Here is a 13902-nt window from a genome sequence, read left to right as displayed (position 1 = left end):
CAATGACTTTTGCCAAACCGCCTAAAGCTCAGTAAATTCAGCAAAGTTCAGGGTTTTGGGGGTTAGAGGCATGCTCCACAGATCCCTCAAGCTGGCAAGGGATCGCTATGATTTCAGCATAGTCTGAATCCTTCTGGGGGAGGGCTGGTTGGGTTGTCCGGATCCCTCCAACACCAGACGACTAGAATGAGTAGGAAGCAGATTTGCCTATTCCCAGCAGCATCACCCACTCAGCAGGGCCGTCTTTTTTCTTATGCTAGACGCTTTACTGGTCATGATCTTCATGTTGGCCGGGGCTGGTCTCGGGTTTTACGGCCTGGATTTGCTCCCTCCTGCCGCCATTCAGGGGGCCAATGTGGAAGGAGCCCGTGTCGTCACCAGCGGCTTTGGCCTGCTGGCAGGGCTGGCTTTGGGATCCCTGGTGCGCTGGAGCTACCGTCGCTTCGAGGCCAATGTGCGCTCCCTGCCGCCGGACGTGTTGATCAGCCGCTCGGTGGGGTTGGTGATCGGCTTGGTGATCGCCAATCTGGCCATGGCTCCTGTGTACTTGCTGCCCTTGCCTCCCCAACTCAACAGGTTCCTCGAGCCGCTGGCTTCGGTCTTTTTCAGCTTGGCCTTTGCTTACCTGGGGGTCAGCCTGGCCGATACCCACGGCCCCTCGCTGCTGCGGCTGTTTAACCCCAACTATGCTTTACAAGCAGCCCTCTGGGCGGAGGGCAATGTGGTGGCTGCCACGGCCAAGGTTTTGGACACCAGCTCCATCATCGATGGCCGAGTGGCTCAGTTAATCGAGACAGGTTTTTTGGAAGGAACCCTGGTGGTTCCTCGCTTTGTGCTGACGGAATTGCAAACCATCGCCGACAAGGCCGATGCCCAAAAACGAGAGCGGGGCCGCAAAGGCTTGGATACCCTGCAGTCTTTGCGAGAGGCCTACCCCGATCGTTTCGTTATTCACGAAGCCAACTATCCAGATCTGACCACTGTCGATGAAAAGCTGGTGCGCCTCACCCAAACCGTGGGGGGAACGCTGCTTACCACCGATTACAACCTGAAGAAGGTGGCGGCTCTGCAGGGGGTCAAGGTGCTGAATGTGAATGAGTTGGCCGAGGCGCTGCGGCCCATCTATGTTGCCGGCGATAGCTTTGATATCAAGATCACCCGCGAAGGAAAAGAGCCAGGTCAAGGGGTGGGCTACTTGGAAGACGGCACCATGGTGGTGGTGGAAGAAGGGCAGCGCTCTGTGGGCAAAACCCGCTCTGTAGTTGTGACCAGCGCCATTCAAACCTCAGCAGGCCGCATGATCTTCGCCCGCCTCAACAAGGACTCTGCCTCACTAACCCGCCCGGCCTCTGATCCGGCCAGCCCGGCTTCCTCTGGAAAAACCTGAGTTTTGGCCTACGTTCCCCTAGCGCAATGGTGGCTTCATCCCAAATGGGCGCCCTCCGACCCACTCCGATGTTCTACACGCAGGATCGCCAGAGGCGCTTCTGGAGTTTTTACTGGGAAGATGCCGAGAAATATGGCATCCACCCTCAGCACATCGTGAGCGGACAGCAAATCTGGGAGGTGGCCAACGCTGGAGAGTACGAAGCCAAGCTCAACCAGGTCTTTGCAAGCGGGGATCCCCTCTCCTACGAATGTCAGGTGCTCTCGCCCCGCTACAAGTTGCATCTGCATCTTTCTCTCAACCCTGTACGGGACATGGAAGGGGAGGTGGTGGCGGTTGCGGCAGTGGGCAAGTTGCTGGGGGCTACGCCTTTTGCGTTGGCCGGAGGAACCAGCAGCCCCAACAGCCAGCCCCATGCTCTCCCGGCCGATCCGGTACAGGGGATCACGACGCAGTTGGTGCGCAACATCCGGCATTCCCTGGATATCCGGCAACTGTGCCAGCAGACCGTGGAGCAGTTGGGGCAACTGTTTGAGGTAGATCGCTGCCTGATGGCCCTCTACGAGGTGGGGCAAGACTCCCTCACGGTCAATGCCGAGTACCGCCGCCATCCTGGGGATCCCTCCCTGCTCCACCAGACCCTGAAGCTGGCAGATTACCCCCATTTGTTGCAGGCCCTCAGACAGGAAGAACCGGTGGAGGCGGGGCGACATCTGGCCATTGCCATGTCTTACCAGGGCTACGCCAACAGCCTGCTCTGGCTGGAAATGCTGGATCCGAACAGGGTTCCTGTTTGGCAGCCAAGCCACATTCAGGTACTCCAGAGCATTGCCACCTACCTGGGCGCAGCCATTGCCCACGCCATTTTGCTGGATCAAAGTCGCCAACTGGCAACCCGCTTGCAGTTAGCCAACCAAACTCTGCGTCAGAAAAATAAGGAGCTGGAGCAGGCCCGTGCCCAAGCGGAATCGGCCAACCAACTGAAAAGCCAATTCCTGGCCAACACCTCCCACGAGCTGCGCACCCCCCTAAACGGGATCATCGGCTTTATCAAGCTGGTGCTGGACGGGATGGCCGAAAACCGCGAAGAGGAGCTGGACTTCTTGCAGGAGGCCTATCGCTCTGCCCTGCACCTGTTGGCCCTGATCAACGATGTGCTGGATATTGCCAAGATCGAGGCGGGCAAAATGCAGTTGGAGTTCCAGCCCTGCGACCTGCGAGCTTTGTTTAAGGATGTGGAGGCCAAGACTAGCCTGCAGGCCAGCCAAAAGGGCCTACAACTGAGCTTCCACCTGCCCAACACCTCGGATCAGATTTTGCTCTTGGGCGATTACCAACGCCTGTTGCAGGTCATGCTCAATTTGGTGGGGAATGCCATCAAGTTTACCCCCAAAGGCTCAGTAACCGTGCGGGCGGATATCCTGCCCGGCAATCCGGGGTTGGCCCGCATCCGCGTCATCGACACCGGGATCGGCGTGTCGCTGGAAAAGCAGCAAAAACTGTTTCAGGCCTTCACACAGGTGGATGGTTCCACCACCCGCCAATATGGGGGGACGGGCTTGGGCCTGGCCATCAGCCAACGCCTGGTGGAGGCGATGGGAGGGGAAATCAATTTCTACAGCCTGGGCGAAGGGCTGGGATCCACCGTCACCTTTACGGTGCCCCTCTACCGCAAGCCGCTCCTGAGCGGGGATCCGAACCCAGAGGCGCTCCCTGCTCAACCCGCCCGAGATAGACCTGAGGATGTGGATCCCACCTTGATTTCTGTTCCCAACTCAGTCCAGCGATGACCCACCCGGCCATTTCTCCTTCAACCGCTCTGGGTACCTCTCGGTTGCGGCGCAGCACTGCGCGAACATTCCCCCATGCCCTATCCTCGTAAACGGTTTGGTCAGCATTGGCTCAAGGATCCCGCTGTTCACGAGGCGATTTTGCGGGCTGCCCAGTTGAATGATCTGGAGAGAGGGGCGGATCCCACTTGGGTGCTGGAGATCGGCCCCGGCACCGGCCAACTGACGCGGCGATTGCTGGCCCAGGGTGTCCAGGTGGTGGCGGTGGAGATCGACCGGGATCTGTGCCGACTGCTGCAAAAACGGTTCGCCGGCCAACCCCGTTTTCACCTGCTGGAGGGAGATTTTCTCCGCCTGCCGCTGCCTCCTCAACCCCGCCTGCTGGTGGCCAATATCCCCTACAACCTGACCGGCCCCATTTTGGAAAAGGTGCTCGGATCCCCGGCCCAGCCGGTTCGGCAGTTCGAGCGCATTGTCCTTCTGGTGCAAAAAGAGCTGGCCGAGCGCTTGCAGGCCGGCCCCGGCAGCAAAGCCTATGGTGCTCTGAGCCTGCGGACGCAGTATTTGGCCGATTGCGAGCTGATCTGCAGGGTGCCCCCCACCGCTTTCAAGCCCGCCCCCAAGGTGGAATCTGCTGTGATTCGCCTCACCCCCCGCCCCGCCCCCACCCCCGTCCGGGATCCCTGCTGGTTTAACCACCTCCTTCGACAGGGGTTCTCCACCCGCCGCAAGAAGCTCGTCAATGCCCTGGGAAGCTTGGTGGAGCGAGAAGCGGTTGCAGCAGCTTTGGCTCAGCTCCGCCTCAACCCCGATGCCCGCGCCGAAGAGCTGGCCCTGCCCCACTGGCTGGCCTTGAGCGACCTGCTGCTGGAGAAAGCGCCCAAAAGGGCTGTTGTTCTTCAAGAGGGGCAGGAACCGGGGTAGGGTGAGAGAGGGAAGCTCAGTTGGACGAACCCAAACATCCTCTGGGGTTTTTGAAGTCCCTTCCCGATCTTGTTCTGGATCCCTTTCGTCAATGCAGGTGCATCCATGCAGGGCAACCAAGGCAAGCAAATCCTCTTGACCGGCGGCACAGGCGGGCTGGGTTTGGGGGTGGTTCCCGTGGTGCTGGCCAGCGGCGCAGAGCTGACCTTGACCTATCGCCAAGAGAAAGATCTTGCCATTTTGCGGGAGCGCCTGCCGGCCAATGCTCTGGATCGGGTTCGCTTTGTGCAAGTGGATTTAACAGATGAGGCGGCGGTTGCCCGCGTCATTGCCGACCTACCCCGCGTGGATGGGCTGATCCACCTGGTGGGGGGCTTTGCCATGGGCCCCACCCACGAGTACAGCTTGGCGGACTGGTATCGCGACTTCGACCTCAACCTCACCACCACATTCCTGACCTGCAAGCACAGCCTGTGCAGAATGTGGCAACAGGGCTATGGGCGGATTGTAACGGTGGGATCCCGCGGAGCGGTGGAGCCGGGCCCGCAATTGGCTGCCTACTGCGCTTCCAAAGCAGGGGTGGTGGCCCTGACCCGTACCATTGCCGCCGAAACCAAAGGCACAGACATCACAGCCAACGTCATCCTGCCCAGCCTCATCGACACGCCGGCCAACCGAGCTGCCATGGGATCCGAGCAAGCCGAGCTGTGGGTAAAGCCAGAGTCCATCGGGCAGGTGATTGCCTTTTTGGTCTCAGAAGCAGCGCGGGATCTGCGGGGGGTGGTGCTCCCGGTGTATGGCAACGTCTAGGCAACTGGTTGACCAAGCCATGAGCCGCCATTCATGATACAGAATATGCACTTATCCCTATCCAGTTCTTTTCCATGCTGAAGCGATTATTCTTGGGTGGTTTGCGCCGGCAAATCGGCCGCATTGAGGTGGCAGGGGCCATTGATGGCAAAACTCGCGAGCGGGTTCTCAAGGCCCTGAAAGAGGCGGAAGAAAACCATATCCCTGCCGTGGTGCTGCGCATCGATAGTCCAGGTGGGACGGTGGCCGACTCCCAAGAAATCTACAATGCCCTCTTGCGTTTGCGAGAGAAAAAGGGCACCCGTATTGTCGCCAGCTTTGGCAACATTGCCGCCTCTGGGGGGGTTTATATTGCCATGGGAGCCGAAAAAATTGTTGCCAACCCAGGAACAATCACCGGTAGCATTGGCGTGATCATTCGAGGCAACAATATCGAACGCCTCCTGGATAAGGTGGGGATTTCATTTAAGGTAATTAAGTCTGGCCCCTACAAAGATATTCTCTCGTTTGATCGCGAGCTGACCCCAGAAGAGCGAAACATCCTGCAAGAGTTGATCGACATCACCTACGGCCAGTTTGTGCAGACGGTTGCTGCTGCCCGCAAGTTGAGTTTGAATGTGGTCAAAACTTTTGCCGATGGCCGCATTTTCAGCGGAGAGCAGGCCCTCCACTTGGGTGTGGTGGATCGCTTGGGCACAGAGGAAGATGCCCGCCTTTGGGCGGCAGAGCTGGCGGGTTTGCCGACGGATGCGAAGTTCTACGACCTGCTCCCGCGGCGCAGAGGTTGGTCTCGGTTTTTGCCGGCAGCAGAAGCCTTGGCCCGTCTGCAGTTTGAAGTGATCACCTCGGGCTTGCCCCTGTGGCTTTACACAGGTTCTTGAGGCAGTTCGCGAACAGCTATTCCGGGAAGTTTAGCGTTCTGTACCGCACAGCCCCCACCCCCGGCCCCTCTTCCAGAGGGAGAGGGAGTTTAACTAAAGTAGCCCAACTCCAATTGCCGGGCCAGATCCAGCAGCCGGTGGGCCAGGGTTGGCTTGGTTGCCAATGGGATCCGCTCTGGACTTCCCTGCTGGGGGATCCAATAGCCTTGGTTGTGGCTGCTGCCAAAGCCGCTATCCGGTTGGTCGATGGGGTTGGCCACAATAGCATCCAGGCCCTTCTGGCGGAGCTTCTCTCTGGCCGGTGGCAAGGGATCCCCACTTTGGGCGGCAAAGCCGATGAGGCGTTGGCCAGGGCGTTTGTGGCGGGCCAGGGCTGCCACCAGGTCAGGGATCGGCTCCAACGGCAACATCTGGGGCAGTTCGGCTTTAGGCAGCTTCCCCGGATAAACCTGGGAGGGGCGCACATCCCCCACAGCAGCAGCCATCCACAAGAGATCCACCTGGGGAAATTCCGCCTGCAAAGCCGCCTCCAGTTGGGCTGCCGTCTCCACCGGAATGGCCCGAATGGCGAAGGGCGCTGGATCAAAGGGGATCCCCAACGGCCCATGGACCAGCGTCACTGTCGCCCCCCGGCAGGCTGCCGCCACCGCCAGCGCCACTCCCATCCGACCACTGGCCGGGTTGCCGATAAAACGCACCGCGTCGATGGGCTCCCGTGTACCCCCCGCCGTCACCAACACCCGCTTGCCCTGCCAATCTTTTTTCCCCCCTGTCCAGAGCAAAGCCCGCACATACTCCTGCAGCGCCTCCGGCTCCAACATGCGCCCTTCCCCCACCGCATCACAGGCCAGGCGGCCACTGGCCGTCGGCAAGGCCCAAAAACGGGGATCCTGGTGTAGCCGCTGCCAATTCTCGGCCACCTTCTCCGCCTTCCACATCTGCGTATTCATAGCCGGTGCCACCGCCACCGGACACCGGGAAGCCAAAACCACATTGGTGAGTAAGTTATCCGCCAGCCCATGAGCCAACTTGCCCAAGGTGTTGGCCGACAAGGGTGCAATGAGGAGAGCCTCCGCCCATTCCCCCAACTCGATGTGCAGCGGTCGTCCTCGTGTTGCTTGCCAAAAGGCGGCATCCGTAAAAGCCGGCTGGCGGGACAAGGTGGCAAAAGTCAAAGGAGAAATAAAATGTTCCGCAGCTTTTGTCAAAACCACCTTGAGCTCTGCTCCCTGCTGCACCAGAGCAGACACCAAAGCTGCCGTTTTGTAAGCAGCAATCCCCCCGCTCACCCCAATGAGGAGACGCCGCCCCGACCAAAAGGGATCCATATTGAGTGACACGCAAACAGCCTTGTTTCCAGTTTCCCTGCTTTTGCCCAATTCCGGCGGCAAAGCGGGGATCCCTCGCCCAAAGATACTTTTGACCCTGTCGAGAATAGGGCCTGAGGATCTGTCATTCCCCATTTCAGCCAAAGTCTCCCCCACAGGTTCTGGCCTTTAGAGGGAATTCCCCACTGCTGTTTTGCGCAACCAGCCCTCAGATCCCATTGCAGTCGCTCACTCATTCCCTCTAATTAAGAAGAGTTGGATCAAACTCTATTGCAATCGCTGTTTGTTTCTGGCTACACTAACAGTTGTCCCTAAAACCATCTCGATATGGCTACAACCAGTAAACCAAAACCACTCACTGGCCAAGAGCTCCTCGACAAGGTAACTTCAATGGGAAATGCGGATCGCAAGGAAAAAGCTCGCGCCTGTGGTTATGTCACCTACACCAAGAATGGTCAGGAGCGAGTGAATCTGATGCAGTTTAACAACGCCCTGTTGAAGGCCGTTGGCGTGGATCTCGGCGCTAGTGACGAAAATGGATCCCGTGGCCGCGCTCCTACCTTCCGGGTTTCGGTTCATAAGAATGGCAATCTCCTGATCGGAGCTGCCTACACCAAGAAGATGGGCCTCAAGCCCGGAGATGAGTTTGAGATCAAGCTGGGCCACCACAACATCAAGCTGGAGCGGGTCAACTGATTTGCTGCCTCCCTGTGCCGCTTTTCCCTGCTGGTGATCTCATCTCAGCCAGGGTAAAGCCCTCGGTATTCTTTTTAGCCCTCAGGGGCTTGGGAGCAGCGACCTCTTCCTTTCGCTCCGGTGTTTATTGTTTCTCTACTTTTCAGAACAAGGGATCCTCATGATCCGCTGGGGATCCCTGGCACTTTGTATCCCATCGGTGGCTGAAGTGTGGGCAAGTTCGCTATTCTGACAATAGTTGAATTGAGTCTGCAACAATGAACACTCCGACCGTACAAAATGTCTTTCGCCATTGGCGGCGGTGGCGAACTTGGGCGGGGCTGTTGTTGTTGGCAGCAGCGTTCTTTGTCATCGAGTCTCATCGGCAAGTTTGGCCTCAGTCGAATGCTTCTCAAAGTCAGGCATTTTTGGAGTGGGTGTCTTCCCAGCCTACCCCCGAACAGCAGGATGTTTTTGTGGATGGAGTCATTCGGCTGCAATTCAATCGGCCACTGGATCCCAATCTACAACGTCTGGCGGTTCAGTTGGATCCGCCGGCAGCGGTTATTTTTGATGTGCAGGGAGACGAGTTGTTGCTTAAGCCTCGGGATCCCTTGCGCTTTAGCACCCGTTACACCCTCACGCTTTCTCCCCAAGAGGGGCTGCCCCTCGAGCAAGCCATTCAGCTGAGTTTTCGCACCGAACCGCAATTTACCTACGAACGGGATGTCAAACCGCTGCTAGAAGCCAGTTGTGTGGGTTGCCATCAGCCGGCAGGACGGCAGCGCACCCAGTTGCTGGACAGTTATGAGGCCACGATGGCCTATGTCAGGCCCGGGGATCCCAATAGCGAGTTGATCAATCCCCGGTGGACGAGCCGCCACGCCTACATCCTCAACGCCATTAACCCCAACCGCCCCCAAGCTCGCGGCGGATCCCCTGAGATTGCCTACATTCAAGCCCGCGGGCTGCCCTTGTCCCGTCTAGGTTTTTGGACACCCGAGGAAGTCGAGATCGTCCGCACCTGGATTGTGCAGGATGGCGCCCCCCCGCACCAGCGCCCGCTTACAGATGGGCAACTGAATAAGGCATCTGGAACCCAACCCCCACTGCCATGACCCCTCCTCAACCTTTGGCCACCGTGATTCAGGGATCCCTGAGTCGAGGGCTGGAAGCTCGCCTCAATCCCGGTGTCTCGGTAGAAGACTTGCGGGTGGGCAAATTCGTGGTGATCCAGGGGCAGCGCAACCGCTTCTTTGGCCTGCTTACTGACGTTACCCTAGAAACCAGCAACCCCCAAATTCTGGTCAATCCCCCCCGCCCGGAAGAGACCTTGCTGCAGGAGGTGCTGGCCGGTACCGGCACCTACGGCATTATTGCCCTCACCCCGATGCTGATGTTGGTGCCGCGGCAAACGGAAGGGGAAAGGCTGTATCCCCTGGTCAATCCCGAACGGCCAGAAGCGTTGGCAGCTCCCCTCGGCCAAGAACCCCCTTCCGCTGGCGCCATGGAGCTGCTGCCCGTGAAAACAGTGCCCGCCCATTTTTCGCAAGTGTATGAGGCACGGGAACTGGACTTTCGCACCGTCTTCGGCTGGGAAGACGACCCGGAGCGGCGCAACTTTGCTATCGGCCAGCCCCTCGACATGGCTGTGCCCATCTGTTTGGACTTGGATCGCTGGGTGGAGCGCAGCAACGGCATTTTCGGCAAATCGGGCACCGGCAAGTCCTTTCTAGCCCGCCTGATCCTGGCCGGCATCATCCGCAAACGGGCAGCGGTGAACCTGATCTTTGACATGCACTCCGAGTACGGCTGGGAGGCGGCCAGCGAAGACAAACACGCCAGCACCGTCAAGGGCTTGCGGCAGCTCTTTCCCGGTCAGGTGCAAATCTACACCCTGGATCCCGATTCCACCCGGCGGCGAGGGGTGCGGGATGCGCAGGAGCTCTTCATCGCCTACAACCAGATCGAGGTGGAGGATCTGGCCCTGTTGGCAGAGGAGCTGAACCTATCGGAAGCCAGCTTGGAAAATGCCATCATCCTGCGCAACGAGTTTGGCCGCGACTGGATCAGCCGCCTCTTGAGCCTTTCCAACGCCGAGATCCAAGAGTTTTGCGAACAGAAAATGGGCAACAAAGCCTCGATGATGGCTCTGCAGCGCAAGCTCACCCGCCTTGACAACCTCAAGTACATCCGCAACACCCTGCCCCACAACTACATCGGCCAGATTTTGGATGCCCTCAGCCGCGGCATTCACGTGGTTATCGAGTTTGGATCCCAGTCCAACCTGCTCTCCTACATGTTGGCGGCCAACGTCATCACCCGCCGCATTCACCAGGCCTACGTGCACCAGACGGAGCGGTACTTGCAATCCAAAAATCCCCTCGACCGGCCCCGTCAACTGTGCATCACCATCGAGGAGGCCCACCGCTTTCTAAATCCGCGGGCGGCCAAGCAGACCATCTTCGGCACCATTGCCCGCGAGATGCGCAAGTACTTTGCCACGCTGCTGGTGGTGGATCAACGCCCTTCCAGCATCGATAGCGAAGTGATGTCGCAGTTGGGCACTCGCATTACGGCACTCCTCAACGACGACCAAGATATCGAGGCGGTGTTCACAGGGGTGGCGGGCAGCCAGAACTTGAAAACGGTGCTGGCCAAGTTGGACTCCAAACAGCAAGCCCTAATTCTGGGCCATGCCGTGCCCATGCCGGTGGTGGTGCAAACCCGCCCCTACGACCAGCGGTTCTACGCCGAAATTGCCGATCCTGACTGGTCTCAGGCTGAGGATGCGGAGGTGCTCCTGGCCGCCCAACAGGCTAAGTCCGAGCTGGGGCTGTGAGCACAAGCTGCCCGCACCGCTCGGAACATGCCAAAGCGACACAGCCCTGTGCCGAAAGCCAGCCGCATCAGCAAAAAGGTGGGTACCTCCCGCAAGGACTTCACCAAGCCGACCAAGCCAAACCTGAGAAAGCCCTCAGGGCGGACAACACCCTGCCAGATGGAATCCAGCCAAGAGGGAAGGGTCTCCTGAGTCCAGTCGGCGGTTTCTACCCGTCCCGCCACCAGGCCAGTAGCCTCCAACTGCTCGGCAAAGCCTTCGATGCTGGAGAAGGAAGGGTGTGACCATTGATCCAACAGTTGCCGCATCACCAGCCGCTCCCAAAAGTTCAGGGGCTTTTGCCGGTCGTCCCGCTGGTTCCAGTCCGCCACCACCAGGATTCCCCCTGGCTTCAACACCCGCAGCATCTCTTGGGCATAGCGGGCCTTGTCCGGCATGTGAGGCCCTGCCTCAATGGACCACACCACATCGAAGCTGGCATCGGGGAAGGGCAGGTCGAGGGCATCTGCCACCTGAAACTGGACAGGCAGATCAGGGGGGGTGAGCTCCTGGGCCCGCTTCACCTGCTGAGGACTGATGGTGATACCGGTTACAACAAAGCCGTAGTCGCGGGCCAAGATGCGGCAGCTCCCACCAATGCCGCAGCCCACATCCAACACGGTTGTCCCTGCAGGCAGTCGATCCAACCCACCCCAGCGCACCATCTCGTGGACAAAGTCGTGCTTGGCCTGCAGAAAATTTTTTCGTTGGGGAGGAGAGCCGTAGTGGCCTAGGTGAATGTGTTCGCCCCAGTAAAACTCTAGGATCCCATCCCGAGTCCACTCGTCGTAAGACTTGGCCACAGAGGCGGGAGACTCGTATTTGCGAGCAGTCAACAGATAGGCTGCCAAGCCCACGGCCAGCAGCACAGCTATGCCCAAAGCCCAAAAGATTGGATTCATCGGATCAACCATGAAGTTTCTATGAAGTCCCTCTGCGTGGTGGCGATCATTGTCAGTTGGATGGCGGAGCCACAGGCAGAGTGCTTTCCGGTGTGGGGTCTGCCAATCCAGCCCAGCAAAGGCGCAATCCCATCTTGCCCCATCTGCTGGCTCAAGATGGAGTCTGGGGCAAAGGGCAGCTGGGCGAGATTTTCCAGCACGATTCCAGCATCCGTTGGGGTCGCTGCCATCACCTGCTGGATGGGGTGTTCCAGGGGTGGCAACCTCAACAGCAGCGGCTGCTCCTTCACAAAAGGTTGGCGGCGTAGCGAGCAGCTCCCCTCAGCCCCACCTGCGCGTTCACCACCACCTGCACCGACAGTTGCTCCAGGAGAGGACGCATCCGCCCTTTGTCCAAAAACGAGGACAAAAACTCCCCTTCGTGCAACAGGCGCAAGAGCTTGGGCGCGATCCCCCCGGCGATGAACAGGCCCCCGCGCGGCAACAGGTGTAGGGCAAAGTTCCCGACTGCAGCCCCGTACAGGCTGATGAAAAGCCGCAGACACTCCACCGCCAGGGGATCCCGTGCTTCCATGGCAGCATTGGCAATTTGGGCTGCCGGGTCAATATGCTTAGCTCCCTTTTCCCAAGCCTCAATTTGGGCCAGCAGCTGTTCTTCTCCTGAGCCCCACTGGCTATCCCGCAAAAATTGATAAATGGCAACGATCCCCTGCCCCGAGACCACCCGCTCGGTGGAGACACGTCCGTGCCGTTTTTGCAAATACCTCAAGAGCTCCCACTCCAGAGGGGTGCGCGGGGAAAAGTCCACGTGACCGCCCTCGCTGGCATGAACTTGGTAACCCCCTTCTCCCCAGGTAAGGTAAGCCTGCCCCAAACCCGTGCCTGCTCCCATCACGCCAATCGGAGCCCGCGGTTGACGCTCACCCACTTGCAAGGTGTCCAGATCCTGGTCGCCGAGGGCAAGCACGCCATACCCCACAGCGCTGAAGTCGTTGATCAAGGCTACGCGCGGGATCCCCAGCTCTGCGGCCAATTGGCTCGACTGCAGATCCCAGGGCAAGTTGGTCACTTTGGCAGTCTGTCCCTCAGACCCTGAGCCCCTTGTTTCCATGACGGGGCCGGCCACTGCAAAACAGGCGGCAGCAGGCTGTGGATCTCGCCCCAGCTCCCGCCGAGCCTGGGCCAGAAACTCTCCCACCATTGGGGCGAGGTTGGCGTAATCTTGGCTGGCATAGCGGCAGTGGTAAAGGCTGTGCTCGGGATCCTCGGCATTGACAAGGCTGAGGCTGGTTTTGGTGCCCCCGATGTCTCCTGCCAACAACAAGTCCATACAGTTTCCTCCGGCCAGCACCTCCTTCCCACCCTGACATCTCTGGAGAGAGAATGCCAGGCCCCCAAGGCTTCCCCGCTCCTGCTGGGGAGAAGAGGGAAGGGCAAAGAAGGTGCTATGTTAACTGATGTAAAGGTTTTTAATATTGCATTTTGTCTTCTACACCTTTTTTACCCCCTCTCCAAGATGAGCCTCTGCTGTCCTCTGAGCGTTTGGCCGGGCTGGATCCCCGCCCTCTCTCGGCTCAAAGGCGTTTTCGATCCCACCATGCCATTGGGGGAGTGGCAGCTCTGCTCGTGAGTCTGCCCGTTTTTGTGCAAGCGCCCCTGGTGCGGTATGCCCCTTGGGTCAGCTTGGTGATGTCTTTGGGCTGGCTGGGCCTTAGCTTGCATCTCTACTCCCAGCCCCGTACCCGCCTGTGGGGAGATTTGCTGTACGGCTTTACCCTGACTTGGCTGGCAGGATCCCTGTATTGGGGATGGCTGCGCTTTGAGCCTCTTTGGCACATGCCCATGGAAGCCTTGGGGATCCCGATTGTCTGGTGGGGGACACGGCGACGGTTTGCCCGCATCGGTACCTGGTTTTATCTCGGCTCCCTGTGGGGTACGGCGGTTACAGATCTCTACATTCACTCGGTGGGGCTGCTGCCTGAGTGGCGGCAGGCGATGCAGTTTGACCGGTTGGAGCAGGCGGTTGTCCCTTTTAGGGCGGCCCTCGACAAAATGGCTACCCCCTGGGGCCTGGGTTGGGGCATCGGCTTGGGCCTTCTGTTGCTGGGTGTTGGATTGTGGAGAGTCCAGGGATCCCGCCGCTTGCACCATTGGGCATTTGCGGGAGCAGTGCTGAATACCCTGTTGGTGGATGGGCTATTTGGCTGGGGGGCAGCTCTGCTGCGGTGAGCTGGGACATCCCCATAACTGATACATTTACGCTGAACACTGCTGAACATCACTGTTCAACTATGCAGCGATAGCATTCTGTTTGTTTCCAAACA

Annotated in this window: 13 protein-coding genes; 10 read left to right on the top strand and 3 right to left on the bottom strand. The window is 59.0% G+C overall.

What is annotated here, in order from left to right; translation table 11 throughout:
- Positions 1-253: 253 nt before the first annotated feature.
- The 5 genes from NW834_RS11210 to sppA all read left to right on the top strand — a co-directional run bounded on the left by NW834_RS11210 (position 254) and on the right by sppA (position 5792).
- The gene (locus NW834_RS11210) at positions 254-1387 is read left to right on the top strand and encodes a PIN/TRAM domain-containing protein (protein WP_414418486.1); all 1134 of its coding nucleotides are present in this window, start codon (positions 254-256) and stop codon (positions 1385-1387) included.
- A 44-nt stretch (positions 1388-1431) separates the two neighbouring features.
- A complete protein-coding gene (locus NW834_RS11205; protein ID WP_414418485.1) occupies positions 1432-3177 on the top strand; it encodes a sensor histidine kinase in 1746 nt (581 codons plus the stop codon).
- Between the two features lie 75 nt (positions 3178-3252).
- Positions 3253-4101, top strand: coding sequence for a 16S rRNA (adenine(1518)-N(6)/adenine(1519)-N(6))-dimethyltransferase RsmA (gene rsmA, locus NW834_RS11200; protein ID WP_414418484.1), 849 nt, complete (start codon positions 3253-3255; stop codon positions 4099-4101).
- Between the two features lie 105 nt (positions 4102-4206).
- A complete protein-coding gene (gene fabG, locus NW834_RS11195) occupies positions 4207-4911 on the top strand; it encodes a 3-oxoacyl-ACP reductase FabG (RefSeq protein WP_414418483.1) in 705 nt (234 codons plus the stop codon).
- 74 nt (positions 4912-4985) lie between these two features.
- Positions 4986-5792: a signal peptide peptidase SppA gene (sppA, locus tag NW834_RS11190; protein WP_414418482.1), complete on the top strand. Its 807-nt coding sequence runs from the start codon at positions 4986-4988 to the stop codon at positions 5790-5792.
- Positions 5793-5881: 89 nt separating this feature from the next.
- Here sppA and coaBC read toward each other — a convergent pair whose 3' ends face one another.
- Positions 5882-7120, bottom strand: coding sequence for a bifunctional phosphopantothenoylcysteine decarboxylase/phosphopantothenate--cysteine ligase CoaBC (coaBC, locus tag NW834_RS11185; RefSeq protein ID WP_414349781.1), 1239 nt, complete (start codon positions 7118-7120; stop codon positions 5882-5884).
- 327 nt (positions 7121-7447) lie between these two features.
- Between coaBC and NW834_RS11180 the strand changes: the two genes are divergently transcribed.
- The 3 genes from NW834_RS11180 to NW834_RS11170 all read left to right on the top strand — a co-directional run bounded on the left by NW834_RS11180 (position 7448) and on the right by NW834_RS11170 (position 10637).
- Complete coding sequence (locus tag NW834_RS11180; RefSeq protein ID WP_011432615.1) at positions 7448-7816, top strand: AbrB family transcriptional regulator; 369 nt, start codon at positions 7448-7450, stop codon at positions 7814-7816.
- A gap of 257 nt (positions 7817-8073) precedes the next feature.
- Positions 8074-8913 (top strand): Ig-like domain-containing protein, encoded by an 840-nt coding sequence (locus NW834_RS11175; protein WP_414418481.1) that lies wholly within the window; start codon positions 8074-8076, stop codon positions 8911-8913.
- Positions 8910-10637, top strand: a complete 1728-nt coding sequence (locus NW834_RS11170) for a helicase HerA domain-containing protein (protein WP_414418480.1) — start codon at positions 8910-8912, stop codon at positions 10635-10637. Before NW834_RS11175 ends, NW834_RS11170 begins: the two co-directional genes overlap by 4 nt.
- Here NW834_RS11170 and NW834_RS11165 read toward each other — a convergent pair.
- Positions 10574-11578, bottom strand: coding sequence for a methyltransferase domain-containing protein (locus NW834_RS11165; protein WP_414381150.1), 1005 nt, complete (start codon positions 11576-11578; stop codon positions 10574-10576). The genes NW834_RS11170 and NW834_RS11165 overlap by 64 nt on opposite strands.
- A gap of 92 nt (positions 11579-11670) precedes the next feature.
- On the opposite strand from NW834_RS11165, the gene NW834_RS11160 reads away from it, so the two are divergent.
- Positions 11671-11886, top strand: coding sequence for a hypothetical protein (locus NW834_RS11160; RefSeq protein WP_148202700.1), 216 nt, complete (start codon positions 11671-11673; stop codon positions 11884-11886).
- Here NW834_RS11160 and NW834_RS11155 read toward each other — a convergent pair.
- A complete protein-coding gene (locus NW834_RS11155) occupies positions 11865-12908 on the bottom strand; it encodes a glucokinase (protein WP_414418479.1) in 1044 nt (347 codons plus the stop codon). The genes NW834_RS11160 and NW834_RS11155 overlap by 22 nt on opposite strands.
- Before the next feature lie 152 nt (positions 12909-13060).
- Between NW834_RS11155 and NW834_RS11150 the strand changes: the two genes are divergently transcribed.
- Complete coding sequence (locus NW834_RS11150; protein ID WP_414329009.1) at positions 13061-13807, top strand: DUF3120 domain-containing protein; 747 nt, start codon at positions 13061-13063, stop codon at positions 13805-13807.
- Positions 13808-13902: the final 95 nt, after the last annotated feature.

The organism is Synechococcus sp. R60.1, from assembly GCF_047461835.1.
Classification (GTDB): domain Bacteria; phylum Cyanobacteriota; class Cyanobacteriia; order Thermostichales; family Thermostichaceae; genus Thermostichus.
Note: the sequence above shows the minus strand (reverse complement) of the source record. Positions and strands in the feature narration are given on the sequence as shown.